The following is a 25,062-nucleotide window of genomic DNA, read 5'->3' as shown; positions in this document are numbered from 1 at the left end:
CTGGGGCGGGGCGCGTGCGACGCCCTGGGGACCTGCGGCATCGTAGTCGGGGGCGGTGGAAGGTGGCTGAGACGCCCGGCGTGGCCCCCGCCGCGTCACCGTAGGGTTTCGGCCATGACCGAGACCCCTCCCGTCGCCGACCTCCTGGAGCAGATCCAGGGGCACGGCGCGTGGGCGGTCATCCGGCGCAAGGCCTCAGCGACGGCCGGGCTGATCGGCGGCACCCCCCACGAGGTCGCCAGCCTGCTCGACATCCCGCTCGAGACCGGCGCGCCGGCGCCCGGCCGCAGCGCCGACCGGCTGGTCGCGGTCCCGTTCCGCCAGGTGCGCGAGCGCGGCTTCGCGGCGATCGACGACGGCACCCCGCTGACGGTCGTGGACATCGAGACCGAGCACGAGGTGGCGGTCGACGACCTGCTCGCCGCGCTCCCGGACGTGCCCGTCGAGCTCGCCGACCGCGGCGGCTTCGCCACCAGCGACGACGACTACGCCGAGGTGGTCGAGGCGATCATCCGCGACGAGATCGGCCAGGGCGAGGGCGCCAACCTCGTGATCGGCCGGCACTACCGCGCGGTGCTCGCCGACTGGGACGCCTCCCGGGCGCTCACCGTGCTGCGGCGGCTGATGGAGCGCGAGCGCGGTGCGTACTGGACCTTCTGCTTCTTCACCGGCGACCGGTTCCTCATCGGCGCGAGCCCCGAGCGGCACGTGTCCGTGCGCTCCGGCGACGTCCGGATGAACCCGATCTCGGGGACCTTCCGGGTCGGCGGGCTCGCCGAGGACGAGCTCAAGGCGGGGCTCCTGCGCTTCCTGGCCGACGAGAAGGAGATCTTCGAGCTCTTCATGGTCGTCGACGAGGAGCTGAAGATGATGTGCGACATCTGCCACGAGGGCGGCCAGGTGCTCGGACCGTTCCTCAAGCCGATGACGCACCTGATCCACACCGAGTACCTCCTCGCCGGGCGCTCGCACCGCGACCACCGGGAGATCCTGCGCGACACGATGTACGCCGCCACGGTGACGGGCGCGCCGGTCGAGAACGCGTGCCGGCTGATCGCCGACTACGAGCCCGAGGGCCGGGGCTACTACGGCGCGGCCCTCGCGTTGTTCGGTCGCGCCCCCGACGGCACGCCGACGATGGACAGCCCGATCCTGATCCGCACCGCCGACGTCTCGCTCGCCGGCGAGCTGAAGGTCACCGCCGGCGCCACGCTCGTGCGCGACTCCGACGCCGCCTCCGAGGTGGCCGAGACCCGGGCCAAGGCCGGCGGCATCCTCAGCGCCTTCGGCCTGGCCCCGGCCGCTGCCTCCGACGGGATCGACATCGCGGACCTGGCGCGTGACGAGGACGTCGTACTGGCCCTGGGGTCGCGCAACCAGCGGCTCTCTCGCTTCTGGCTGACCGACCAGGCGGGCGAGCCCGCCGACCCCGGGCTCGCCGGGAAGTCGGCGGTGATCCTGCACGGCGAGGACGACTTCGTGAACATGCTCGTCCACGTGCTCGGGGTCTTCGGGATGACCTCGCGCGTGGTGCGCCACGAGGACTACGCGCCGGGTGCCTTCGAGGGCGCCGACCTGGTCATCGTCGGCCCCGGCCCGGGCGACCCGCGCGAGGGCGACCACCCCAAGATCGCCGCCTTCCGTCGGGCGGTCGACGACCTCCTGGCCTCGGGCCAGCCCTTCCTGGCGGTCTGCCTGGGCCACCAGACGCTGTGCCAGCGGCTCGGCCTCGACCTCGCCTACAAGGACGTCGTCTTCCAGGGCACCCAGTCGCCCGTCCGCCTCGACGGCCGCACCGAGCGGGTCGGCTTCTACAACACCTTCGTGGGCCGGGTCCCCTCCGGCGCCTCGCTCCCAGAGGGCGTGCGGGTGGAGGCCGACGAGGCCACCGGCGACATCCACGCGGTCGTCGGCCCGCACTTCCGCGGCATCCAGTTCCACGCGGAGTCGATCCTCACCGAGAACGGCTACGACCTGCTCCACACGGCCGTCCGCGACCTCCTCTCCTGACCGGCGGGTCGCGCGACGCAAAGTCGAGTCAAATGGTAGACATTTGTCCTCGGCGTGGACGCAACCGATGGGTGGCGTGGCGCGTCACTCTGGTGGGACACGGGGACATGACGGGGGACGGGTGCAGCACTTCAAGGGACTGGTGGCAGGGCTGTGCCTGCTCGCGCTGACGGCGTGCGGGGCGGCGAGCGGATCGGCGCCGCCGGACGACGTACGACCACCGCGCTCCACGAGCAGCGCCTCGGCGGTCGCCGAGCTGAAGCCTGCGGCGAGCCGGGCGCAGCGACCCAACATCGTCGTGGTGATGCTCGACGACTTCTCGATGGACCTCGTCCAGACGATGCGGTCGGTGCAGCGGATGCGGAAGGCGGGCGCCAGCTATCCGCACTCGTTCGTCACCGACTCGCTGTGCTGCGTGTCCCGCTCGAGCTTCTTCACCGGGCAGTACCCGCACCAGACCGGCGTCCGCACCAACACCTCCCACCAGGGCACCTCGACGCTCGGCGGCTGGTCGGCGTTCGACACCCACGGCAACCCCGAGCGCGCCTTCAACGTGCGGCTGCAGGAGGCCGGCTACACCACCGGCTTCGTCGGCAAGTACCTCAACGAGTACGAGTGGGCGCCGGGCCGCGCGCTGCCGCCGGTGGTGCCGGGCTGGTCGACCTTCAACACCGTCTTCGGCTCGGCCTACGACGGGTGGGACTTCGCCAGCACGTCGGTGGTCAACCAGCGGATGCAGGTGACCCAGCATCCCGCCCCCTCGGCGAGCGCGAGCGACGCGGCCAAGGACAAGGCGTACGCCGGCACGGTGATCGGCGACCTGGCGATGGACTTCCTCGCGACGGGTGAGGCCGCCGACGCGCCCTACTTCCTCGAGGTGGCGCTCTACGCACCGCACAACCGGGTGAACCCCGAGCCGCACTACCCCGGCGACCCGCTCTTCCCGCCGATGTTCCGCGACCGCCGGGGCGAGCGCGGCTGCGGGCGGGTGGCCTGCAGCAAGCTGACCCTGGCCGACCTGCCCGGGTTCGGTGACGCGCGCGACGACAACCGGCCCCGCAACGCCCGGGGCAAGCAGGCCCGAGCCTGGAACACCGTCCCCACCCTGTCCGCCGCGGCGGCCGTGCGCGACCTGCGCGACCGCGCGCGGATGGCGCAGTCCGCCGACCGCCTGGTCACGGAGATCCTCCGCTCGGTCGGTCCCGACACCTACGTCGTGCTCACCTCCGACAACGGCTTCCACCTCGGCCAGAACGGCCTGGGGCGCGGTAAGGGCACGCCGTACGACACCGACGTGCGGGTGCCGCTGCTGGTCACCGGACCGGGCGTGGTGCCGGGCCCGCGCAAGGAGGTCACCAGCAACATCGACCTCGCGCCGACCTTCGAGGAGCTGGCCGGGCTGCTGCCCGCGCCCTGGCGCAGCGGGCTCTCGCTCGTCCCGACGCTGGCGCAGCCCGCGCTGGTCCGGAAGTCCTACGCCTTCCTCGAGCACACCCAGCAGACGCTGACGGGCGGGGACCCCGACGCGGCGTTCAGCGGCTCGGAGCTCGACCGGATCCCGTCCTACACCGCGGTGCGCAGCAGGACGGCGCTGCTGGCGCGCCTCGACCTCGACCCGCGGCGCCGGAAGACCTCGTGGAGCTATGAGTTCTACAGCTACAGGCACGACCGCTACGAGAGGAAGAACGCCTTCGCGAGCGCCAGGCACCGCGACGAGGTCGCCCTGCTGATGGCCAAGCTCGCTGCCTTCGACGGGTGCCGTGAGAAGGGCGACCAGCCGGTCTCGGACGCCTGCCGCACCGTCACCCAGTAGCCGGGGCACTAACCTCCCTGCGTGACGCCGGACGTGATCGTGGTCGACCACCACGACTCCTACACGTGGAACCTAGTGCACCTCGTCGCGCGGGTGACCGGGGTCCTGCCGCGCGTCGTGCAGCACGACGAGGTCGAGCCCCAGGAGGTGCTGCGGCACTCGCACGTCGTGCTCTCGCCCGGGCCCGGGCACCCGGGCTCGCCCGCGGACTTCGCCGTGGGCACGGCGGTGCTGCAGGCCGCGACCCGCCCCGTGCTCGGCGTGTGCCTGGGCATGCAGGGACTGGTGACGGCGTACGGCGGCACGGTGGCGCGGCTCGCCCCGGCGCACGGCGAGGTCGCCCGCATCCGGCACGACGGCGCCGGCGTCTTCGCGGGCGTGCCGCAGGACTTCGCCGCAGTCCGCTACCACTCGCTCGGCGCGGTCGCCCTCCCCGACGAGCTGGTCGCCACGGCGTGGAGCGAGGACGACGTGGTGATGGGGGTGCGCCACCGCGAGCTGCCGCTCGAGGGCGTGCAGTTCCACCCGGAGTCGATCCTCTCCGAGCAGGGCGAGGCGCTCATCAGGAACTTCCTGGCATGAGCGATCCGGTCACCTTCTTCCGCGACGTCGCCGCTCGCCACAGGCGCTGCTTCTGGCTCGACGGGGGTGGTGCCCGCGAGTGGTCGGGGCGCCGCTCGATCATCGGCTGGCTCTCCGACGACGACGTGTCCCTGTCCTGGTCCGCCGCGCGGCGCGAGGTCACCGCCCACTCGGGCGGCGCGTCGGAGGTCGTCGGCGACGACGTCTTCGCGGTCCTCGAGGAGCGCATGCAGCCGGGCGAGCAGTGGTTCGGCTACCTCGGCTACGCCGCGCGCACCGACCTCCCCGCCGAGCCCGACCCCGCCCTCCCCGACGCCGTCTGGATGCGCCCGCGCGCGGTGCGGGTCTTCGAGCACGACCCTTCTCCCGTTGTGGTTTCCCCGCATATGCGGGGAAACCCCGACTTCGAGGGGCGTGCACACCTCGAGAAGTTCGCGACACGCTCGGGAAGTCCGGTCCCGGAGGAGTACGCCGCCGCCTTCGCGCGCGTCCAGGAGCACCTGCACGCCGGCAACTCCTACGAGGTCAACCTCACCCACCGCCTGACGCGCGAGTCCGACCTCGACCCCGTGTCGGCCTACCTCCGGCTGCGCGAGCTCAACCCGGCGCCGTACTCCGGCCTCCTCCAGCACGACGTCGACCACGCGCGGGCGTGGCTGCTGTCGAGCTCGCCGGAGAGGTACGCCCTCGTCACCCCCGACCGGCACCTCGAGACCAAGCCCATCAAGGGCACCACCCCGCGCGGCGCCACGGCGGCGGAGGACGAGGCCCACCGCGAGCGGCTGGCGAGCGACCCGAAGACCCGGGCCGAGAACCTGATGATCGTCGACCTGCTCCGCAACGACCTGTCCCTGGTCTGCGACGTCGGGTCGGTCGAGGTGCCTGCGCTGATGCAGGTCGAGTCCTACGAGTCGGTGCACCAGCTGGTCTCCACGGTGCGCGGCCACCTCCGCGACGACGTCACGACCGTGGGTGCGCTGCGCGCGCTCTTCCCCGCGGGCTCGATGACCGGAGCGCCCAAGCTGCGCACGATGCAGATCGTCGAGGAGGTCGAGGCCACGCCGCGAGGCGTGTACGCCGGCGCGTTCGGCTGGATCAGCGGCGACGGTCCCGCCGACCTCGGGGTCGTCATCCGCTCCCTCACCACCGACGGCAGCGGCACGTGGACGCTCGGCACCGGCGGCGGCATCACGGTGAAGTCCGACGTCGCCGAGGAGTGGGCGGAGTCGGAGTGGAAGGCCGAGCGGCTGCTGCGGGTCTTCGACCAGCCCCTGTAACGCCGGTTTACCAGCTGTACCCACCCTGATGCAGGGGGGTGGGTACAAGCACTAACCCGGCGTTACAGCGGCGACGCCGGGCAGCCACACCGCGAAGCGCGCGCCGCCGGAGGGTGCTCGCGACACCTCGATCCGGCCGCCGTGGCGGTCGATGACCTGCCGCACGATCGCGAGCCCGAGGCCGGAGCCGGGCATCGCGCGGGACTCCTCGGACCGGTAGAACCGGTCGAAGATGTGCGGCCGGTCGGCCTCGTCGATGCCCGAGCCCTCGTCGTCGACGGTGAGCACGCCCTGCGCGAGGCGCACGGTCACCGTGCCCTCCGCCGGGCTCCACTTCGAGGCGTTGTCGAGCAGGTTGGTCACCGCCCGCTCGAGGCTGCTGGAGTCGCCGACCACCGACCAGGGCTCGAGGGCGACGTCGAAGGAGACCTGCTGGGCACGCCGACGCACGCGCGTCACCGCCCGCTCCACGACCTCCGCGAGGTCGACCTCCGCCACCGTGCGGGTGGTCGGCTCGTCGCGCGCGAGCTCGACGAGGTCGCCGACCAGCGCGCTGAGCTCCTCGATCTGGGCCCGGACGTCGTCGAGCAGCTCGAGCCGTGCCTCGGCGGGCAGCGCGCTGTTGCCCTCGGCCTGGCGCAGCAGGTCGAGGTTGGTGCGCAGCGAGGTGAGCGGCGTACGCAGCTCGTGGCTCGCGTCGGCGACCAGCCGCCGCTGCCGGTCGCGGGAGGCGCCGAGCGCCAGCAGCATCTGGTTGAACGCCGTCGCGAGGCGAGCCACCTCGTCGTCGCCCTCGATCCGGAGCGGCGTCAGGTCCTCGGTGACGGCGATCCGCTCGACCGCGGAGGTCAGGCGGCGCACGGGTCTCAGGCCGTTGCGAGCCACGAGCCAGCCCGCCAGGAGCGCGGTCAGCACCCCCAGTGCGCCGAACACGAACAGCACCCCGCCGAGCTTCTCGAGCGTGCGGTCGTTGGGCGCGAGCGGCTGGGCGAGGACCAGCGCCTGGCCGCTGCCGGCGCTCACGGTCGCGACCCGGAAGCGCTCGCCCTCCTCGGTGACCAGGGTCCGCACGGCGGACCGACGCTGCCCGGTGACCACGTCGTACTCCGGACGGCCCAGCGAGAAGTGCGGGATGTCGGTGCCGCTCGGGGGACCGTCGAGGCTGATGTAGATGATGCGGACGTCGGCGGCGCCCAGCACCCACGGCGGCACGCCGCGCGCCGTGATCTCCGACAGCGCGGAGTCGGCGGTCGCCTTGTGCGCGCGGTTGAGCAAGGACTGGTCGAGCGAGCTCATCAGCTGCTGGCGCATCACCACGAAGGCCGTGAAGGCGAGCACGGTGATCGAGAGCCCGACGGCCACGGTCGTGAGCACCGCGACGCGTGAGGCCAGGGACCTGCGGTAGTGCCACCGGCCCGGGGGCCACTCGGACGAGCTCACGGGGTCCCCGCGGCGTTGTTCGGGGGAGCGCAGCGGAGGAGGAGAACGGCGTGGGGTGTTCATGCTTCTTTGAGGACGTAGCCGACGCCCCGCACGGTCTGGATCAGCCGCGGCTCGCCCTCCGCCTCGGTCTTGCGGCGCAGGTAGCCGACGTAGACCTCGAGCGAGTTGGCGCTCGTCGGGAAGTCGTAGCCCCAGACCTCCTCGAGGATGAAGGACCGGTCGAGCACCCGCCGCGGCCGTCTCAGGAACATCTCCAGCAGGGTGAACTCGGTGCGGGTCAGCTCGATCGGCCGCCCGCCGCGCGACACGTCGCGGCTCGAGACGTCCATGGTGAGGTCGGCGAAGGTGAGCACCTCGCCGTCCGACTCGTCCCCGGGCACGACGCGGCGCAGGAGGGCGCGCAGCCGGGCCAGCAGCTCCTCGAGCGCGAAGGGCTTGGTGAGGTAGTCGTCGGCGCCGGCATCGAGGCCCTCGACGCGGTCACCGACCGCGTCGCGCGCGGTCAGCACCAGCACCGGTACGTCGTTGCCGGCCGCGCGCAGGGCACGCGTGGTCTCGATCCCGTCGAGCCGCGGCATCATCACGTCGATCACGACGACGTCCGGGTGCTGCGACCCGATCGCGACCAGGCCCTCGGCCCCGTCGCTGGCCAGGGACACGTCGTAGCCGTTGAACTCCAACGACCGGCGCAGCGAGTCGCGCACCGCGCGGTCGTCGTCCACGACCAGCACGCGGGGCTTGGAGTCGGTCACGAGCCAAGGATGCCAGCCGGGCCTGAGGTGAACCTGAGATCACGCGAAGGGCGCCGCCAGCCGCAGGTCGGCCACCAGGGCGGCGTACGCCTCGTCGTAGCCGTCGCGCCCGCGCAGCCGCAGGACCGCCGAGGGGTGGGTGGTGACGACGACGACGTGGTCCGGCTCCTCCAGGAGGTGCCCGCGGGACTCGCCGATCCTCACCGTCCGGCCGAGCACCGCACGGGCCGCGGTCGCGCCCATCGCCACGACGACGCGCGGTTCCACCGCCTCGAGCTCGGCGTCCAGCCAGGGGTGGCAGGCCTTGACGTGCCGCAGCTCGGGCTTGGCGTGGATGCGGCGCTTGCCTCGGGGCTCGAACCGGAAGTGCTTGACGGCGTTGGTGAGGTACGCCGACTCGCGTGGGATGCCGGCGGCGTCGAGCGCCTCGTCGAGCAGGCGCCCTGCCGGTCCGACGAACGGCTCGCCCTGCTCGTCCTCGCGGTCCCCCGGCTGCTCGCCGACCAGGACGATGTGGGCCCCGGCGTCACCTGCCGAGAACACCACCTGGGTCGCCGGCTCCCACAGCTCGCACCCCCTGCAGTCGTGCGCGGCGGACGCGAGATCGGCCAGGTCCCGCGACTCCGGGACCCACGGCGTGGCATCGGTCGGCTCGGCCATCCGTCCACCATGCCGCGGCGGGGCGCGTGGCGGACCAGCCCGACGGGTGACTCAGGTGTAGCGGGCGGCGACGGTCCCCGCCCGGGCGCCGTAGCCGCCGCCGAACATGCAGGCGTGCACGAGCAGCGGGAAGAGCTGGTGGATGCCGAGGCGCTCCTCCCAGCCCTCGACGAGCGGGTGCGCCTCGTCGTACGCCGCCATCACCCGCGGCAGGTGCGTGAGCCCGAAGAGGTGCAGCATCGCCAGGTCGACCTCCCGGTGGCCGCCGTAGGCCGCCGGGTCGATGACGTGGATGGCGAGGTCCTGGCCCCAGAGGCAGTTGCCGTTCCAGAGGTCGCCGTGCAGCCGGGCCGGCGGCTCGTCGGGGATGAGCTCGGTGAGCCGGCCGACCACCGCCTCGACCACGGCCGCGTCGGACTCGGCGATCGCGCCGCGGTCGCGCGCGAGCTTGAGGTAGGGCAGCAGGCGACGCACGGCGTAGAACTCCGGCCAGGAGCCGGCGGTCTTGTTGGGCAGCGGCAGCCTGCCGATGAACCCGTCGTGGTCCAGGCCCCAGTCGTCGGCGCCGGCGCGGTGCGTGGTCGCGAGCTGCTGGCCGAACGTCGTGGCCGCCTCGGGCGGCGTCTTCGAGCTCTGCTCGACCCACGCCAGGATGAGGCAGTCGCTCGCTGCGCCCAGCACCTCGGGCAGCGGGACGCCACCCTCGACCTCGGAGAGCCAGCGCAGGCCAGCGGCCTCGGCCTCGAAGAAGCCCTCCGGTGAGTGGGGCAGCGTCTTCATCAACGCGGTCTGGCCGCTGGAGAGGCGCAGGCGCGTCGCGGTGGCGATGTCGCCGCCGGCGACGGGGGAGGTCGCGACGACCGACGAGCCGAGGAGCTCCTCGGCCCGCTTGGCGACCAGTGGCTGGCGAGCCATCAGGCCGGGCCCTCGAGCGCGCCGGGCAGGGCAGCCACGATCGCATCGCTCGTGCGCTCGACCATCGCCAGCACCTCCTCGAACCCGTCGGCCCCACCGTAGTACGGGTCCGGAACCTCGCCACCCGGATCGATCGGATCGAGGTCGCGGAACAGGCCGATGCGCTCCGTCCGCCCGCCCACGTCGGCGAGGTTGGTCTCGTCCATCACGAGCACCACGTCGTACGCCTCGGGCCAGGTCGCGTCGTACTGCCGGGCGCGGTGCCGGCTCGGGTCGTAGTCGGCGGCCGTGAGCGTGGCCGCGGCGCGGCGGTCCATCGGGTTGCCGACGTGCCAGCCGCCGGTGCCCGACGACGCGAGCTCGACGCGGTCGTCGAGGCCGGCGTCGGCCAGCCGGCGCGCCAGGACGACGTGCGCCATCGGTGAGCGGCAGATGTTGCCGAGGCAGACCAGCGCGATGCGGTAGCGGCCGGGGGTCCGGGGTGAGGGGAGCTGCTGCACGGGCCTCAGTCCCGCGAGGGCAGTGCCAGCCGCACGCCCCAGCCGACGACGGTCACGATCAGCGCGCCGACGAGGGCGTTCCAGAAGCCGTCGACGTGGAAGCCCAGGTCGAAGGCGTCGGCGAGCTTGGCGGTCAGCATCAGCATGAGCGCGTTGATGACCAGCAGCAGGAAGCCCAGCGTCAGGATGATGAAGGGCAGCGAGAGCAGCTTGACGACCGGCTCGACGAAGGTCGAGACCAGCCCGAGGATCAGCGCGACGAGCAGCAGCGGCAGGATCTTCTCCTGCAGCTCGGCCTGCCCGTTCTTCGGGCCGTCGAACCAGATCCCGTCGAGCAGCTGGGCGGCCACGGCCAGCCCGGCGGCATACGTCAGCAACCACGTCACGAACCTCATGCGGCGACCTTAGCCAAGTCGACCCACCGGCTACCCTCGCCCGCGTGGTCACGATCGGCGGCACGGCAGTGATGGTGCTCGGCGCCCTGGCCGCAGGCGTCGTCGCGGTCCTCCTGGGCCTGGCGGTCCGACGGCGGCTCGGCACCGCGTCCGCGGTGGCGGTCCCCGGCCTGCTGTGGTCGCTCGTCGCGATCGCGCTGGTCACGCTCGTGCCGACGCGCTCGGACGTCGGGATCGTGCCGGCCGACGCCCGCAGCGAGTCGTGCTCGTGGGACTACGGCGGGCCCTCGGGCGCGGCCTTCGAGGTGCTCGGACTCGACCAGCGCACCCTCAACGTGCTGCTGTTCGTGCCCGCGGGCATGTTCCTCGTGCTGGCCGTCGGCCGCTGGTGGTCCGGGGTGGTGCTCGCGCCGCTCGGCCTCGCCGCGCTGGCGGCGTACAGCCTCGCGATCGAGCTCACCCAGCTCCAGCTCGCCCGGCTCGACCGCGCGTGCGACGTCACCGACATGGTCGACAACGTCGTCGGGGCGGGCATCGGCTTCGTGATCGGGCTGGTGCTGCTGCCGGTGGTGAGGCCGTGGCGGGGCCGGAGAGCGGCTCACTAAGGTCGAGCCATGACCAGCCCCCAGCCCCGGCCCAACGTGCTCGCCATCCCTGCGTACGTCGCCGGCAAGCCGCCCGTCGCCCGACCCGGGCTGACCTCCTACAAGCTGTCGTCCAACGAGAACCCCTACCCGCCGCTGCCCGGCGTGCTCGAGGCGGCGACCGAGGCGGCGGCACAGATGAACCGCTACCCCGACATGGGCAGCACCGCGCTCTACGCCGCGCTCGGCGAGGCGATGGGCGTGCCGGTCGAGGACCTCGCCGCGGCGACCGGGTCGGTGGCGCTGATCTACCAGCTCGTCAACGCCTTCTGCGAGCCCGGCGACGAGGTCGTCTACGCGTGGCGCTCCTTCGAGGCCTACCCGATCGCCGTCACGGCCGGCGGGGCGCGCAGCGTTCAGGTGCCGGTGACCACCGACGGCCGGCACGACCTCGACGCGATCGCGGCCGCGATCACCGACCGCACCAAGGTCGTCATCGTCTGCACGCCCAACAACCCGACCGGTCCGGCGGTCACGCAGACCGAGCTCGACGCCTTCATCGCGAAGGTCCCCCCGCACGTCGTGGTCGTCGTCGACGAGGCCTACCTCGAGTTCGTCCGGATGGACGACGCCATCGACGGGATCGCGACCTACCGCGCGCACTCCAACGTCGTGCTGACCCGCACCTTCTCCAAGGCCTACGGCCTCGCCGGCTTCCGGGTCGGGTACGCCGTCGCTCCGGCCCCGCTCGCCGCGGCGCTGCGTGCGGTCTCGCTGCCGTTCGGTGTCAGCCACGTCGCCCAGGCCGCGGCGATCGCCTCCCTCGCCGCGCGCGACGAGCTGTTCGCGCGCGTCGACGACCTCGTCGAGCGGCGAGCCGACCTCGTCGCGCGGCTGCGCGAGGTGGGCTGGGAGCTCCCCGACGCGCAGGGCAACTTCGTGTGGTTCCCGCTCGGCGAGCGCGCTCTCGACTTCGCCGCGGCCTGCGGTGAGGTCGGGATCTCGGTGCGGCCCTTCGCCGGCGACGGCGTACGGGTCAGCATCGGCGAGGCCGAGGCCTTTGACCGCGTCGTCGAGGTGGCCGCCCGCTTCGCCCCCTGAGGCGTCTATATGGTTGAAGCGTGAACGACGGCGACGGCTACACGACCAAGGGCGAGCCCTACGAGCGCGACATGTCCTACCTCCCCGACCGGATCCTGGCGGGGGAGCGGTCGGCCGACCCGCTCGACGACGCGTTCCCGAGCGGGTCGAAGGACAGCCCGCGCGACGTGCCGCGCTGGGACGCCGTGCCCGGCCGCTACCGCCTCGTCGCCGCCCGCGCCTGCCCGTGGGCGCACCGGTCGATCATCGTGCGCACGCTGCTCGGGCTCGAGGACGTCATCTCGTGGGGCGCCCCGGGTCCCACTCACGACGAGGACAGCTGGACCTTCGACCTCGATGAAGGCGGGCGCGACCCGGTGCTCGGCATCGAGCGGCTGCAGGAGGCCTACCTCGCCCGCGACCCCGACTACCCGCGCGGGATCACCGTGCCGGCGATCGTGGACGTCGCCTCCGGCAAGGTCGTGACCAACGACTTCCCGCAGATCACCCACGACCTGTTCTTCGAGTGGCGCGAGCACCAGCGCCCCGACGCACCCGACCTGTGGCCGTCCGACCTCCGCGAGGAGATGGAGGAGGTGATGAAGCGGGTCTTCACCGAGGTCAACAACGGCGTCTACCGCTGCGGCTTCGCCGGCTCGCAGGAGTCCTACGAGGACGCCTACGAGCGGCTGTGGACCGCGATGGACTGGCTCGAGGAGCGCCTCGCCGACCGGCGCTACCTGATGGGCGAGCGGCTGACGGAGGCCGACGTACGCCTGTTCACCACCCTGGTGCGCTTCGACGCCGTCTACCACGGCCACTTCAAGTGCAACCGCAACAAGCTCACCGAGATGCCGCACCTGTGGGCCTACGCGCGTGACCTGTTCCAGACCCCGGGCTTCGGCGACGAGGTCGACTTCGAGCAGGTCAAGCAGCACTACTACGTCGTGCACACCGACATCAACCCCACCCAGGTCGTGCCCGCCGGGCCGGACACCTCCGGCTGGCTGACCCCGCACGGTCGGGGCTGACGAGCCGACCCCCGCCTCCGGCGCGACCTGCGTACGCCGGTCTGGTCCGCGCGCGCCCTGGTCCACCCCTAACCGGTCGCCAGCATCGAGTTTCGGTCAAGGACACCCCGAGGTTGTCCGCCACTTCGGCCCAGGCCCGCTGGGTGATGCCCCGCGGGCGCAACGTGGACAGGTCCAAGGCCGCCCACAGGGGGTGGGTGGCTCCGGTTGGTCCGTCATGGGCCGCTCGTCAGGGGAAAACAGTGGGAACTACACGCAAGGGGCGTGGCAGTCGCGCCCGCACGAAGACAGAGGAGGCCCGCACCGGCCTCCACAGGGGCCACCGGAGGATCGGCCGGCTCGCCGCCGCAGCCCTGGTGCTGCCCACCATCGCCGTCCAGGCCGCGACGACCACCTCGGCCGGTGCGGCCGTCGTGGCCGGGTTCGAGATCGACGGCAACACCCCGGTCGACGGGGGAGGAAAGGACTGGGCCAGCACGGGGAGCCATGCCACCGACCCGGTCGGCAACGCAGACACCTCGACCTTCAGCGGGGGCTCGAAGGAGTTCGACAACCCGTCGACCTGGGTCACGGGCACCGGACTTGCGCCCAACCAGGACGACATCTCCGACGTCTACGTCCACGACGCCATCGTCGACGACGACATCTGGGGCTTCATCGGCTTCCGTCGCCTGACCACGAGCGGAGTCACCAACTTCGACATCGAGTTCAACCAGCTGGAGAACAGCAGCTCGTACGCACCCGACCGCTCCGTCCGCGACGTGATGGTGCGCTTCGAGCAGGACGGCAACAGCGCCTTCCAGCTGACCAGCGCCTACTTCTGGCGCGAGGTCGACTCGTCGCGCTGGGGCCCCGGCTGCACCGAGGTCAGCGGCTACAGCCCGGACGCCGGATGGTGCGAGGTCGACGCCGACGCGGTGCCCTTCACCGGCACGACCGGCGAGGACGGCCACTTCGGCGAAGGCGCCTTCAACTTCACCACGCTGCTGAGGATGGGCGGCGGGGACATCACGTGCCTCGGCGGCAACTTCGGCACCATGAACATCCGCACCTTCACCGGCAACGCCAACGAGTCGGCGCTGAAGGACTACGTGGACGCGGTCACCGTCGACGTCGGCAACACCTGTGGTGCGCTCGAAATCCACAAGGTGGACCAGTTCGGTGACGCGGTGGGTGGCGCGACCTTCTCGATCTCGCCGAACCCGCTCCCGGGCGGCGGGACGGACCCCTACGTCGTCACCGACGGCGGTGCCAACGACCCCGACTCGAGCGCTGATGGCATCGTCATCATCGACCCGGCCGCGCCGGGCGACTACACGATCACGGAGACCGACGCTCCCGACGGCTACCTGCTGGACGACACGGTCCACCACGTCACCGTCGGCAAGGACGGAGTGGGAAGCGTCGGCCTGCCGGCGGTCTTCACCGACCCGCTGGTCTTCAAGGCTCCCGCGATCACCAACAAGGTCACCGCGACCTACGACGTGGACTACGCCTGGCAGGTCACCAAGTCGGTCGACGTCAACCGGGCCGACGTACCCGTCGGCGGCAGCGCGACCTTCACCTACGGCGTGGGCGTGACCGCGCTCGGACCGCCGGCGAGGTCGGGCTTCGAGGTCCGCGGCACGCTCGGGGTCTCCCACACCAACGAGCGCAGCATGCTCGTGACCCTGTCGGCCTCCCTGGCCGGCGCGGGCGCCTGCACGATCGCCGCCACCGACGAGTCGGCAGCCGCAGGGCTCCAGGTGACGGTCGGGGCGACACCCGGCTCGTACGCCTACACCTGCGCGCCGGGCGCGTCGCCGGCCGACCCGGCCAGCACGACGGCGACCGCCACGTGGGACGCGGCGGTCTACCCGCAGGACACCGCGGGTGCGGCGTACACCGTCAGCGCAAAGGCTGAGTCGGCCTACGCCATCGACCAGAAGACCGACGAGACGACCACGGTCACCGACACCTTCAACGGTGGCGCCCCCGTCGACCTCGGCACCCTCGACTGGGACGACGTCTGGGCGGCTCCCGGTCACGCGGTCCTGGTGAAGTCCTACACGCGCACACTGAGCAGCACGGCGGGACAGTGCACCAGCTATCCCAACATCGCCCGTGAGTCCGCGGACGCGACGACCGACACCGAGACCGTGGTCGTGTGCATGGCGGAGGTGCTGCCCGCACAGTCCTTCGGCAAGGCGGTCGGGTCCGTCAAGGCCAGCTGCCAGGGCACGGTGCGCGCCAAGCTCAGCAACCGCTCCGGCGAGACCGTCACCTACAAGCTGGGCGTGGGCAAGAAGGTGCACAAGATCGCCGTGAAGTCGCTGGCCAGGAAGAAGTTCGTCACCCATGGCGAGGCCCGGGCGAGGGTCACGCTGAAGGTGGGATCGACCAGGCTCGACAAGCTCCGCATCCCGGCGTTGTGCGAGGCCCCTGAGGTCCTGCCCGACACCGGCCTGCGGGCCACCAGCCTCTGAGAGAGGCGCTCCGGCGCCGACGGGTTCCCCACGGGCTCGTCGGCGCCGGAGCTGTGTCTGCACGGATTTCCCCTGTTTGGGGAATGGCGCGAGCGTGAGGAAGTGGTCTGGTCCTCAGCGGGCTTATCCGGGCACTGGGGTGAAGGTTTGGTCAAGGCCTGTCGCAGGTAGTCCAGTGCCTCCGCCGAGGGTCTTCTGCCGGCGTGCGGTTGCCCGCGAACCTTCTCGACGAGACCAGTGTGCCGTGCGTCTTGGGGGCGTACGGCGGTCACGGCCGGCAGCTCTGGGGGCAGCCGGTCATCACCAGACCAGTGGGGACTACTCGCACAGGGGGCGAGCGATGCATCGCGTACGCAACACGACCAGGACCGCACAGCAGAGGGGTGGCCACCGGACCTTCCGGCGGTTCTTCGCCCTCCTCTTGCTGGTCCCGACCGTCGCCGTCCAAGCAGCGACGACCACGGCCGCCGGCGCCGCGGTGGTGGGCAACTTCGAGATCGAGGGCAACACCGCGGACGACGCCGCGCTGGTCGGCATCGACTGGGACACACCGGGTGTCCCCCCGAAGACCTCCGACCCGGTCGGCAACGCCGACACGACCAACTTCGGCGAGGGTGCCAAGGAGTTCGAGCACCCCTCCACCTGGGTCCGGAAGACCGGTGTCGCCCCCAACCAGGACGACATCTCCGGCGTCTACTTCCACGACGCCGTGGTCGACGGCGACATCTGGGGCTACGTCGGCTTCACCCGCTACACGACCTCTGGCACGACCAACTTCGACGTCGAGTTCAACCGACTGCCCAACTCGGCGACCAACACCTTCGCACCCGTGCGGTCGGTGGGTGACGTCCTGGTGCGCTTCGAGCAGGACGGGAACAGCACGTTCAAGCTGACCTCCGCCTGGTTCTGGACCCGGGTCGCGAGCACTGACTGGGGCACCGGGTGCACCGAGGTGACCGGCTACACCCCGCGTGCGGGTTGGTGCGCGGAGTCCATCGCCAACGTCCCGTTCACCGGCGCCACCGGCGACTCGGGCCACTTCGCCGAGGGCGCGTTCAACTTCAGCTCCCTGCTCGAGGCCGGCGGCATCGGCGAGGCCACCTGCGAGGGTGGCGACTTCGGCACGATGAACATCCGGTCCTTCACGGGCAACTCGGTCGAGTCGGCCCTCAAGGACTACGTCAACCCGGTCACCATCGACATCGACGACAGCTGCGGCGAGCTGGAGATCTCCAAGGTCGACCAGTTCGGCAACCCGCTCACCGGGGCGACCTTCGAGATCTCGCCCAACCCGATCCCCGGCCAGAGCACGTCCCCGCTGGTCGTCGTCGAGGGCGCCGCGAGCGACCCCGACGGCGAGGCGGACGGCGTGGTGGCCATCGACCCGGCGAGCCCGGGCACGTACACGGTCGTGGAGACCGCGGCACCGCCGGGAGGCTACGAGCTGGTCCAGCCGGTCGCCGCCCGCACGTGGACCGTCACCGTCGGCGAAGGCGGGGTGGGGAGCACCAACACGCCGCTCACCGTCACCAACAGGCGCTGGTTCCAGGCGCCGACGATCCTCAACGTGCCGACGTACGACGTGGACCGCGAGTGGCTGGTCAGCAAGGCCGTCGTCGGGGCCGCGACGAAGCAGGTCCCCGAGGGCACCAAGGCAAGCTTCGACTACGAGGTGCGGCTCAAGGCGCTCGACCCGAAGGCAGCCGACTACTCGGACTTCGGCGGGACGATCACGCTGGGCAACCCGAACACCCTCGACATGGTCGTGACCCTCTCGGCCGGCATCACCGGGGGAGCGGCCTGCACGATCGACGACGCCGCCACCATCGACGTCTCCGACGCCGCTGGGACCCAGGTCGACCTCGAGCCCGGCAGCAACGTGTTCACCTACTCCTGCCCGGCGGCCACCCTGCCCGGCGGCACGACGGCCACCGCGACGTGGAACCAGGCGCTCTACCCGCAGGCTCCCGGCGAGACCGGTCCGCCGGTCACGGACGCCAAGGCGTTCGCGGTCGACGTGGAGAGCGACACGCAGACGACGGTGACCGACGTCTTCAACGACGAGGCGGCCGGCACGAAGACCTGGGGCCCGTTCACCTGGAGCACGGTGCGCGCCTCGAGCAGCCCGGCCGCCCACACGATCACGGTGGCGAGCTACTCGCGCACCGACGTCCCGGGCGTGGCGGGCGCGTGCACCGACTACGACAACACGGCTCGGGAGTCTGCCGACGGCACGTCGGCGACCCAGACCGTGACGGTCTGCGTCGGCAAGGACCTCGACGTCACGAAGGACGCCAACCTGGGCTACCAGCGCGAGCTGCTCTGGGACATCGCGAAGCGGGGTCCCGGCGCCGTGTTCACGGGCCAGGACGGTGACGGCAAGCTCCAGAGGTCCGTGCGCTACACCATCGACATCACCGCGGACGGCATGACCGACTCGGCCTGGGCGCTGACCGGCACGATCATGCTCGACAACCCCAACGAGTGGGACGTCACGGGCACCATCTCCGACACCGTCGTGGTGGACGGCAAGACGCTGACGTGCGACGTGCTCACGCCCGACGTCGGCGGCGCAGCCGGCCACCAGGTCACCGTCCCCGCCACCAGCGTCGACCACCCGCTCGCCTACGAGTGCAAGGGCGTCACCCAAGGGGCCTACGTCGGGAACAACACCGTGACGTTCGACTACAGCGCGGACTCCCACGAGTACCCCGACGCCGACGACACCGACTCCGACACCCAGGCCGTGACGGTCACCGGGGACCCCGACCCGACCAACGCGACCGTGACGATCTCCGACCTGCTCGCAGGCAAGGACGTCACGGGCGACCTGCCGCAGACGTCGTTCGACTGGGCCACGGTCCACGCGATGACGGGCGACGCGACGGCCGACCCGCCGCTGCCGGCACACACGCAGCGGATCGCGTACGACGTGGTGCTGGGCACGACGGCCGACGCGTGCACGCCGTACAAGAACGTCGTGACGATCGACCAGACGAAGGACTCGGCCGAGGCCACCGCGACGATCTGCTCGCCCGGTCTCACCAAGTCGGTGGTCGCCGACTACGGCCGCAGGCAGCCGTGGAGCCTGACCAAGGACGTCGACAAGACGTTCGTCGAGGTCGGCCCCGAGGGGGAGGCCACCTTCAACTACACCGTCACCGCCACCCCGGGCCAGGTCGTGCCGGACGGCACCTCCTCCTGGTCGGGCGTGGTCTCCGTCCACAACCCGTCGACCACCGAGTCGCTGACGGTCAGCGTCACCGACACGCCGGACGTGCCGGGCTGGACGGGGTGCTCCTTCACCTCCGTCGCGACCGGCCTCGAGCTGGAGCCGGGAGCCACGAAGGACCTGTCCTACAGCTGCACCGGCACCGGCTTCGCCTCGGGGACCAACACGGCGACGGCCACGTTCGGCGACCAGCAGGTGGACAAGACGGTCGACGTGGCCTTCACGCCGCGACCGGTCGTCACCGACTCGACCACGACGCTCACCGACGACATCCCCGACGACGGGGTGCCGGCGAAGAGCTTCGCCGTCGACGCCGCCCGGGGAGCCAACGTCTTCACCTACTCCCGCGCCCTCGGGGCCCCGGCCGGTGCGTGCGAGTCGTACACCAACACCGCCGTCCTGGCAGTGACCGGTGACGACCTCACCGCGTCGAGGGCGGTGCGGGTGTGCGAGGAGGCGCCGATCACGGTCGACGTCGACGGGTGGGGCAGCTACGGCGTGACCTACCCGTGGACGATCGACAAGGTCCTCCAGGACCCGCACAGCGTCGAGGTCGACGCGGCCACGGGCAAGGCGAGCTTCGACTACGAGGTCGTCGTGGAGGCCGGGGCCAAGCGTCCCGCCGGCTGGTCGCTCGACGGGACGGTCGAGGTGACGAACCCCAACACCTATGCGGAGGGGGCGATCACGCTCACCGACGTGGACGTCTGGACCGACGTGGAGGGCGGGGCCGACTGTGACCCGGTCCTCCCCGACAGCCTGACCATCGCTCCGGGAGACACCCTGACGGTGCCCTTCGAGTGCGACTTCACCGGACAGCCCGACACCAGCGGCACCGTCACGGCCGACGTGAGCTGGGACCCTGCGGGCGCGAGCGCCTCGGCGAGCGTCAGGGACGTCGACGACGTCGACCTCGTCGTGGGCAAGGAGGTCGACAAGACCATCAAGGTCTACGACGACAAGACCGACCCCGACAACCCGGTGCTGCTCGACACGCTCACCTGGTCGGAGGGCCTGTCGAAGACGTACTCCTACACGCTGACGCACGAGGGTGTGCCCGGCCAGTGCGTCGACTTCACCAACACCGCCTGGCTCGACCTGAGCGGTGAGGACGCGGACGACAGCACGACGGCCACGGTCTGCGTGGAGAAGCCGCTCGTGCCCGAGGTCAGCGGCTCCGCCGACCTCGCCCGGGCCTACGCCTGGTCGATCGGCAAGGTCGCCGACGCGACGCAGCGGACGGTCGACGGGTCGGGCAACGCCACCTTCACCTACACGGTGACGGCGAGGGCGGGCGCGGCGACGGACTCCGGCTGGCAGCTCGAGGGATCGGTGACCGTCACCAACACCAACGAGTACGCCGACGGTGACATCACCGCCGACGTGACGGCCGCGACCACGCTCGGTGGTGGCTCGGTCTGCACGGTGACGGGTGGCGGCGACGTGGCCATCAGCGAGGACAGCTCGGTGACCCTGCCGATCGCCTGCACCTTCAGCTCCCAGCCCGCGAGCAGCGGCGCGCTGGACGTGACGGCGACCTGGGACCCCGCGGGTGAGGCGACCACGGCCTCGGCCACGGACACCACGCCGATCGCCTTCACGGTCCGCTCGGAGACCAACAAGACGGTGCAGGTGGTCGACGACCAGACGGTCGCCGGTCAGCGGGTCGTCCTCGACCCGGCCCTGACCTGGACCCCGGGGCTGGTGAAGGACTACACGTACTCCTTGACGCTCAAGGGCGGCGCGGCCGGCTCCTGCCAGAGCTGGACCAACACCGCCACGATCGACCTGCCGGTCGGCACCGACCCGACTGCGAGCGCAGTGGTCCTCGCCTGCACCCCGGCGCCGGAGGTCCTGCCGGTGCAGTCCTTCGGCAAGGCGGTCGGGTCGGTGAAGGCCAGCTGCCAGGGCACCGTGCGCGCCAAGCTCAGCAACCGCTCGGGCGAGACCGTCACCTACAAGCTCCGCGTGGGCAAGAAGGTGCACAAGATCGCCGTGAAGTCGCTGGCCAAGAAGAAGTACGTCACCCGGGGCAAGGCGCTCGCGAAGGTCACGCTGAAGGTGGGATCGACCAGGCTCGACAAGCTCCGCATCCCGGCGCTGTGCGAGGCCCCTGAGGTCCTGCCCGACACCGGCCTGCGAGGCACGAGCAGCTAGGCGACACGAGGAGAAGGGCTTCACCCGGCAGTGGATCCCACTGCCCGACCCTCCACCCCCAATGGAGGCGAGCCGGCGTCGACGGGTCACCCACGAGCCCGTCGGCGCCGGCTCCTCCATGCCCGAGGGGCAGGGGCGCAGCCCCGTCGCCAGATTGGTGCTGTCAGGCTGCGGCCGATACGTTGAGCACCATCATGTGGTCGGGGTCACACACGCCGACGAACCACACTTGCAAGCCGTCGGCGTCCGGCGATCCCGTGACTGCCGCTAGCTGTTGAAGGAGATTGCGTTGTCCGAACCTGCCTCCCCCCGGAGTGACACCTTCGGCCCCGACCTGGCGGAGGTCTTCGGACCCTCCCAGTCCGACGGTGGCCCCGACCTCGTCCAGCTGCTGACGCCCGAGGGTGAGCGCGTCCACCACCCCGAGTTCGACCACGACTTCTCGGCCGAGGAGCTGCGCGGTCTCTACCGCGACATGGTGCTCACCCGCCGCATCGACGTCGAGGCCACCGCGCTCCAGCGCCACGGCGAGCTGGGCATCTGGGCCCAGCTGCTCGGACAGGAGGCCGCCCAGATCGGCGCCGGCCGCGCACTGCGCCCGCAGGACTACGTCTTCCCGACCTACCGCGAGCACGGCGTCGCCTACTGCAAGGGCGTCGACCCGCTGCGGCTGCTCGGCCTGTTCCGCGGCGTCGACCAGGGCGGCTGGGACCCCAACGAGAACAACTTCGGTCTCTACACGATCGTCATCGGCGCCCAGACGCTGCACGCCACCGGCTACGCCATGGGCATGCAGCGCGACGGCGTCGTCGGCACCGGCGACCCCGAGCGCGACTCGGCCGTGATCGCCCACTTCGGTGACGGCGCGTCCTCGCAGGGCGACGTCAACGAGGCCTTCATCTTCGCCGCGTCCTACAACGCGCCCGTCGTGTTCTTCTGCCAGAACAACCAGTGGGCCATCTCCGAGCCGATCGAGCGCCAGACCCGCATCCCGCTCTACCAGCGCGCGCTGGGCTTCGGCTTCCCGGGCATCCGCGTCGACGGCAACGACGTGCTGGCGACGTACGCCGTCACGAAGGCCGCGCTGCAGCGGGCGCGCGAGGGCAACGGGCCGTCGTTCGTCGAGGCCTACACCTACCGGATGGGCGCGCACACCACGACCGACGACCCGACGCGCTACCGCCTCAACGACGAGCTCGAGCACTGGAAGCTCAAGGACCCGATCGAGCGGCTCAAGGTCTACCTGCGCCGCAACGGGCTGGTCGACCAGCAGTTCTTCGACGACCTCGACGCCGAGGCCAAGGAGCTGGGCCACCACCTCCGCGAGGGCTGCAAGGCGCTGCCCGACCCGAAGCCGCTCGACCAGTTCGGCTACGTCTTCAGCGAGATGACCGACGAGCTCGCCGCCCAGCGCGACGGCTTCGCCGCCTACCTCGAGTCGTTCGAAGGAGCCCACTGAGATGAGTACTCCTCAGAAGATCACCCTTGCCAAGGGCCTCAACATGGGCCTGCGCAAGGCCATGGAGGCCGACGACAAGGTCCTGCTCATGGGTGAGGACGTCGGCAAGCTCGGCGGCGTCTTCCGCATCACCGACGGCCTGCAGAAGGACTTCGGCGAGGACCGCGTCATCGACAGCCCGCTGGCGGAGTCCGGCATCGTCGGCACGGCGGTCGGCATGGCGCTGCGCGGCTACCGCCCCGTCGTGGAGATCCAGTTCGACGGCTTCGTCTACCCGGCCTACGACCAGATCGTGTGCCAGGTCGCCAAGTACACCTACCGCTCGCAGGGCAAGGTGAAGATGCCGATCGTCATCCGCATCCCCTTCGGCGGTGGCATCGGCGCGGTCGAGCACCACTCCGAGAGCCCGGAGGCGCAGTTCGCGCACACCCCCGGCCTCAAGGTCGTGGCGTGCTCCAACCCGGTCGACGGCTACTGGATGATCCAGCAGGCCATCGCCCACGACGACCCGGTCATCTTCCTCGAGCCCAAGCGGCAGTACCACGCCGACAAGGCCGAGCTCGACGAGTCGGCGACGCCCGAGCCGCTGTTCACCTCACGCGTCGTACGCCCCGGCAGCGACGCGACGGTGCTCGCCTACGGCCCGACGGTCAAGACGGCGCTGAAGGCGGCCGAGGCCGCCGAGTCCGAGGGCCGCAACCTCGAGGTCATCGACCTGCGCACGCTCTCGCCGCTGGACATGAGGCCGGTCTACGAATCCGTGCGCCGCACCGGTCGCTGCGTGGTCACCCACGAGGCGCACGTCAACCTCGGCATGGGCGCCGAGGTGGCGGCCCGGGTCACCGAGGAGTGCTTCTACTCCCTCGAGGCCCCGGTGCTGCGGGTCGGCGCGTTCGACATGCCCTACCCGCCGTCGCGGATCGAGGAGGAGTACCTCCCCGACCTCGACCGTGTCCTCGACGCCGTCGACCGCACCTTCGCCTACTGACCTTCCACCGCTGGTCGAGGAGGTCGCTCAGCGACCGTCACGAGACCCGGTCCCGAAAGGATTGAGATGTCTGAATTCCTTCTTCCCGACGTCGGCGAGGGCCTCACCGAGGCGGAGATCGTCGCCTGGAAGGTCAAGGTCGGCGACACGATCGAGATCAACGACGTGATCGTCGAGATCGAGACCGCCAAGTCGCTGGTGGAGCTGCCCTCCCCGTTCGAGGGCACCGTCCTGGCCCTGCTCGTCCCCGAGGGGAAGACGGTCCCCGTCGGCACCCCGATCATCTCGATCGGCACGCCCGGCGAGGAGCCGGCGGCTCCCGCGGCGCCCACCTCGACCCCGGCCGAGCAGACCGAGTCCGACCCCTACCTGGGGATGGCCGAGAAGGCGGGTGCGGCGCAGGTCGCCGCTCAGGTCGACCCGGCCGACATCGACCTGTCCAACCCGGCTGCCTCCGGCTCGATGGAGGGCGCGTCCCTCGTCGGCCGGATCAAGGCCGACCGTGGCCCGATGCGCCGGGCCCGTCGCGGCTCGGCGTCCCCGAGCACCGACGCCGGCGCCCAGACGCAGATGCAGGTGCAGGGCGCGTTCTCGCCCGGTGGCGCCCAGTCGCAGGACGTGCTGCCGGCCGACGAGTCCCCCGTGCCGGCCGTCGACCAGCGGCCTGCTCCCGCGACCGCGCCCGCCGAGGCGCTCGTGCCGTCGTCGGCCCAGTCCGAGCCCGGCGACGTACGCGCCCTGGCGAAGCCGCCGGTGCGCAAGCTCGCCAAGGACCTCGGCGTCGACCTGACCACCCTGACCGGCTCCGGCCCGTCGGGCTCGATCACCCGCGACGACGTCCAGGGTGCAGCCAACGGCTCCGCTCCGGTGGCGTCGGCCGCAGCTCCGGCCGCGGTCGCGTCCACTCCGGGCGAGCGCGAGACCCGCGAGCCGATCAAGGGCGTGCGCAAGATGATGGCGACGGCGATGAGCCAGTCGGCCTTCACCAGCCCGCACGTCACCGAGTGGATCACCGTGGACGTGACCGCGGCCATGCAGCTCGTGGCCCGGCTCAAGAAGCGCCCCGAGTTCCGCGAGACCAAGGTCAGCCCGCTGCTCGTCCTCGCCCGCGCCGTCATCCTCGCGATGAAGCGCACCCCGGAGATCAACTCCTACTGGGACGAGGCCGCGCAGGAGGTCGTCTACAAGCACTACGTCAACCTCGGCATCGCGGCAGCCACGCCGCGCGGCCTGGTCGTGCCCAACGTCAAGGACGCCGACGCCCTCTCGATGACCGAGCTGGCGCAGGCCCTGGGCGAGCTCACCGCGACCGCGCGCGACGGCAAGACCCAGCCGGCGGAGATGGCGGGCGGCACGTTCACGATCACCAACGTCGGCGTCTTCGGCGTCGACGCCGGCACCCCGATCATCAACCCGGGCGAGTCCGCGATCCTGTGCTTCGGCGCGATCAACAAGCGGCCGTGGGTGGACGAGAACGGCGAGATCGTGGTCCGCGACGTCACGACGCTGGCGCTGTCCTTCGACCACCGCCACATCGACGGCGAGAAGGGCTCGCGCTTCCTCGCCGACGTCGCCGGGATGCTCGAGGACCCGGGCACCGCCCTCCTCTTCTAGCCGAGAGGGCACTTCCTCGCGCTGAACAAAGCCGACCGGGCACTTCCTCGCGCTCCAGCGCGAGGAAGTGCCCGGTCGGTGCTTTCCAGCGCGAGGAAGTGCCCG

The 25,062-nt window shown here is 71.4% G+C and carries 18 protein-coding genes; 12 read left to right on the top strand and 6 right to left on the bottom strand.

The window, feature by feature from the left end:
* Nucleotides 1-114 precede the first annotated feature (114 nt).
* The 4 genes from ACS3YM_RS16315 to ACS3YM_RS16300 all read left to right on the top strand — a co-directional run bounded on the left by ACS3YM_RS16315 (nt 115) and on the right by ACS3YM_RS16300 (nt 5,682).
* Nucleotides 115-2,010, top strand: a complete 1,896-nt coding sequence (locus ACS3YM_RS16315) for an anthranilate synthase family protein (protein ID WP_439937483.1) — start codon at nt 115-117, stop codon at nt 2,008-2,010.
* Nucleotides 2,011-2,131: 121 nt separating this feature from the next.
* Entirely contained in the window at nt 2,132-3,823 is a 1,692-nt protein-coding gene (locus ACS3YM_RS16310; RefSeq protein ID WP_439937482.1) for a sulfatase-like hydrolase/transferase, read from the top strand.
* 21 nt (nt 3,824-3,844) lie between these two features.
* Entirely contained in the window at nt 3,845-4,405 is a 561-nt protein-coding gene (locus ACS3YM_RS16305; protein WP_439937481.1) for an anthranilate synthase component II, read from the top strand.
* Nucleotides 4,402-5,682, top strand: coding sequence for an anthranilate synthase component I family protein (locus ACS3YM_RS16300; RefSeq protein WP_439937480.1), 1,281 nt, complete (start codon nt 4,402-4,404; stop codon nt 5,680-5,682). The genes ACS3YM_RS16305 and ACS3YM_RS16300 overlap by 4 nt, the downstream gene beginning before the upstream one ends.
* 51 nt (nt 5,683-5,733) lie before the next feature.
* Here ACS3YM_RS16300 and ACS3YM_RS16295 read toward each other — a convergent pair whose 3' ends face one another.
* The 6 genes from ACS3YM_RS16295 to ACS3YM_RS16270 are packed head-to-tail and all read right to left on the bottom strand — an operon-like array spanning nt 5,734 to nt 10,347.
* Entirely contained in the window at nt 5,734-7,122 is a 1,389-nt protein-coding gene (locus ACS3YM_RS16295; protein ID WP_439937479.1) for an ATP-binding protein, read from the bottom strand.
* A 59-nt stretch (nt 7,123-7,181) separates the two neighbouring features.
* Entirely contained in the window at nt 7,182-7,877 is a 696-nt protein-coding gene (locus ACS3YM_RS16290; protein ID WP_439937478.1) for a response regulator transcription factor, read from the bottom strand.
* Between the two features lie 39 nt (nt 7,878-7,916).
* Nucleotides 7,917-8,537, bottom strand: a complete 621-nt coding sequence (locus ACS3YM_RS16285; RefSeq protein ID WP_439937477.1) for a UdgX family uracil-DNA binding protein — start codon at nt 8,535-8,537, stop codon at nt 7,917-7,919.
* A gap of 51 nt (nt 8,538-8,588) precedes the next feature.
* Nucleotides 8,589-9,452 carry a fructosamine kinase family protein gene (locus ACS3YM_RS16280; protein WP_439937476.1) on the bottom strand — a complete coding sequence of 288 codons (864 nt, stop codon included), beginning with the start codon at nt 9,450-9,452 and terminating at the stop codon, nt 8,589-8,591.
* Entirely contained in the window at nt 9,452-9,952 is a 501-nt protein-coding gene (locus tag ACS3YM_RS16275) for a low molecular weight protein-tyrosine-phosphatase (RefSeq protein WP_439937475.1), read from the bottom strand. The genes ACS3YM_RS16280 and ACS3YM_RS16275 overlap by 1 nt, the downstream gene beginning before the upstream one ends.
* Before the next feature lie 5 nt (nt 9,953-9,957).
* Entirely contained in the window at nt 9,958-10,347 is a 390-nt protein-coding gene (locus ACS3YM_RS16270) for a phage holin family protein (protein ID WP_439937474.1), read from the bottom strand.
* Nucleotides 10,348-10,391: 44 nt separating this feature from the next.
* Here ACS3YM_RS16270 and ACS3YM_RS16265 point away from each other — a divergent pair, with 44 nt between their 5' ends.
* From ACS3YM_RS16265 to ACS3YM_RS16230, 8 genes are all read left to right on the top strand, one after another.
* Nucleotides 10,392-10,952 (top strand): VanZ family protein, encoded by a 561-nt coding sequence (locus tag ACS3YM_RS16265; RefSeq protein WP_439937473.1) that lies wholly within the window; start codon nt 10,392-10,394, stop codon nt 10,950-10,952.
* Nucleotides 10,953-10,961: 9 nt separating this feature from the next.
* Nucleotides 10,962-12,032 (top strand): histidinol-phosphate transaminase, encoded by a 1,071-nt coding sequence (hisC, locus tag ACS3YM_RS16260; RefSeq protein ID WP_439937472.1) that lies wholly within the window; start codon nt 10,962-10,964, stop codon nt 12,030-12,032.
* A 71-nt stretch (nt 12,033-12,103) separates the two neighbouring features.
* Entirely contained in the window at nt 12,104-13,042 is a 939-nt protein-coding gene (locus ACS3YM_RS16255; RefSeq protein WP_439939910.1) for a glutathione S-transferase family protein, read from the top strand.
* A 242-nt stretch (nt 13,043-13,284) separates the two neighbouring features.
* Entirely contained in the window at nt 13,285-15,507 is a 2,223-nt protein-coding gene (locus ACS3YM_RS16250; RefSeq protein ID WP_439937471.1) for a prealbumin-like fold domain-containing protein, read from the top strand.
* A 340-nt stretch (nt 15,508-15,847) separates the two neighbouring features.
* Nucleotides 15,848-20,896 (top strand): SpaA isopeptide-forming pilin-related protein, encoded by a 5,049-nt coding sequence (locus ACS3YM_RS16245; protein ID WP_439937470.1) that lies wholly within the window; start codon nt 15,848-15,850, stop codon nt 20,894-20,896.
* A 334-nt stretch (nt 20,897-21,230) separates the two neighbouring features.
* On the top strand, nt 21,231-22,355 hold the full coding sequence (gene pdhA, locus ACS3YM_RS16240; protein WP_439939909.1) for a pyruvate dehydrogenase (acetyl-transferring) E1 component subunit alpha: 1,125 nt from the start codon (nt 21,231-21,233) through the stop codon (nt 22,353-22,355).
* A 1-nt stretch (nt 22,356) separates the two neighbouring features.
* Nucleotides 22,357-23,343: an alpha-ketoacid dehydrogenase subunit beta gene (locus ACS3YM_RS16235; protein ID WP_439937469.1), complete on the top strand. Its 987-nt coding sequence runs from the start codon at nt 22,357-22,359 to the stop codon at nt 23,341-23,343.
* Between the two features lie 66 nt (nt 23,344-23,409).
* A complete protein-coding gene (locus ACS3YM_RS16230; protein WP_439937468.1) occupies nt 23,410-24,957 on the top strand; it encodes a dihydrolipoamide acetyltransferase family protein in 1,548 nt (515 codons plus the stop codon).
* Nucleotides 24,958-25,062: the final 105 nt, after the last annotated feature.

The sequence above is a fragment of the Nocardioides sp. N13(2025) genome (assembly GCF_051912545.1).
Taxonomy (GTDB): domain Bacteria; phylum Actinomycetota; class Actinomycetes; order Propionibacteriales; family Nocardioidaceae; genus Nocardioides.
This window is presented reverse-complemented; position numbering and strand designations above follow the sequence as displayed.

Bases quoted from the DNA above. Each gene is read 5' to 3' on its own strand.
- ACS3YM_RS16315 (WP_439937483.1), top strand. From the start codon at position 115: ATGACCGAGACCCCTCCCGTCGCCGACCTCCTGGAGCAGATCCAGGGG.
- ACS3YM_RS16300 (WP_439937480.1), top strand. From the start codon at position 4,402: ATGAGCGATCCGGTCACCTTCTTCCGCGACGTCGCCGCTCGCCACAGG.
- ACS3YM_RS16285 (WP_439937477.1), bottom strand. From the start codon at position 8,537: ATGGCCGAGCCGACCGATGCCACGCCGTGGGTCCCGGAGTCGCGGGAC.
- ACS3YM_RS16280 (WP_439937476.1), bottom strand. From the start codon at position 9,452: ATGGCTCGCCAGCCACTGGTCGCCAAGCGGGCCGAGGAGCTCCTCGGC.
- ACS3YM_RS16270 (WP_439937474.1), bottom strand. From the start codon at position 10,347: ATGAGGTTCGTGACGTGGTTGCTGACGTATGCCGCCGGGCTGGCCGTG.
- hisC (WP_439937472.1), top strand. From the start codon at position 10,962: ATGACCAGCCCCCAGCCCCGGCCCAACGTGCTCGCCATCCCTGCGTAC.
- ACS3YM_RS16255 (WP_439939910.1), top strand. From the start codon at position 12,104: ATGTCCTACCTCCCCGACCGGATCCTGGCGGGGGAGCGGTCGGCCGAC.
- ACS3YM_RS16245 (WP_439937470.1), top strand. From the start codon at position 15,848: ATGCATCGCGTACGCAACACGACCAGGACCGCACAGCAGAGGGGTGGC.
- ACS3YM_RS16235 (WP_439937469.1), top strand. From the start codon at position 22,357: ATGAGTACTCCTCAGAAGATCACCCTTGCCAAGGGCCTCAACATGGGC.
- ACS3YM_RS16230 (WP_439937468.1), top strand. From the start codon at position 23,410: ATGTCTGAATTCCTTCTTCCCGACGTCGGCGAGGGCCTCACCGAGGCG.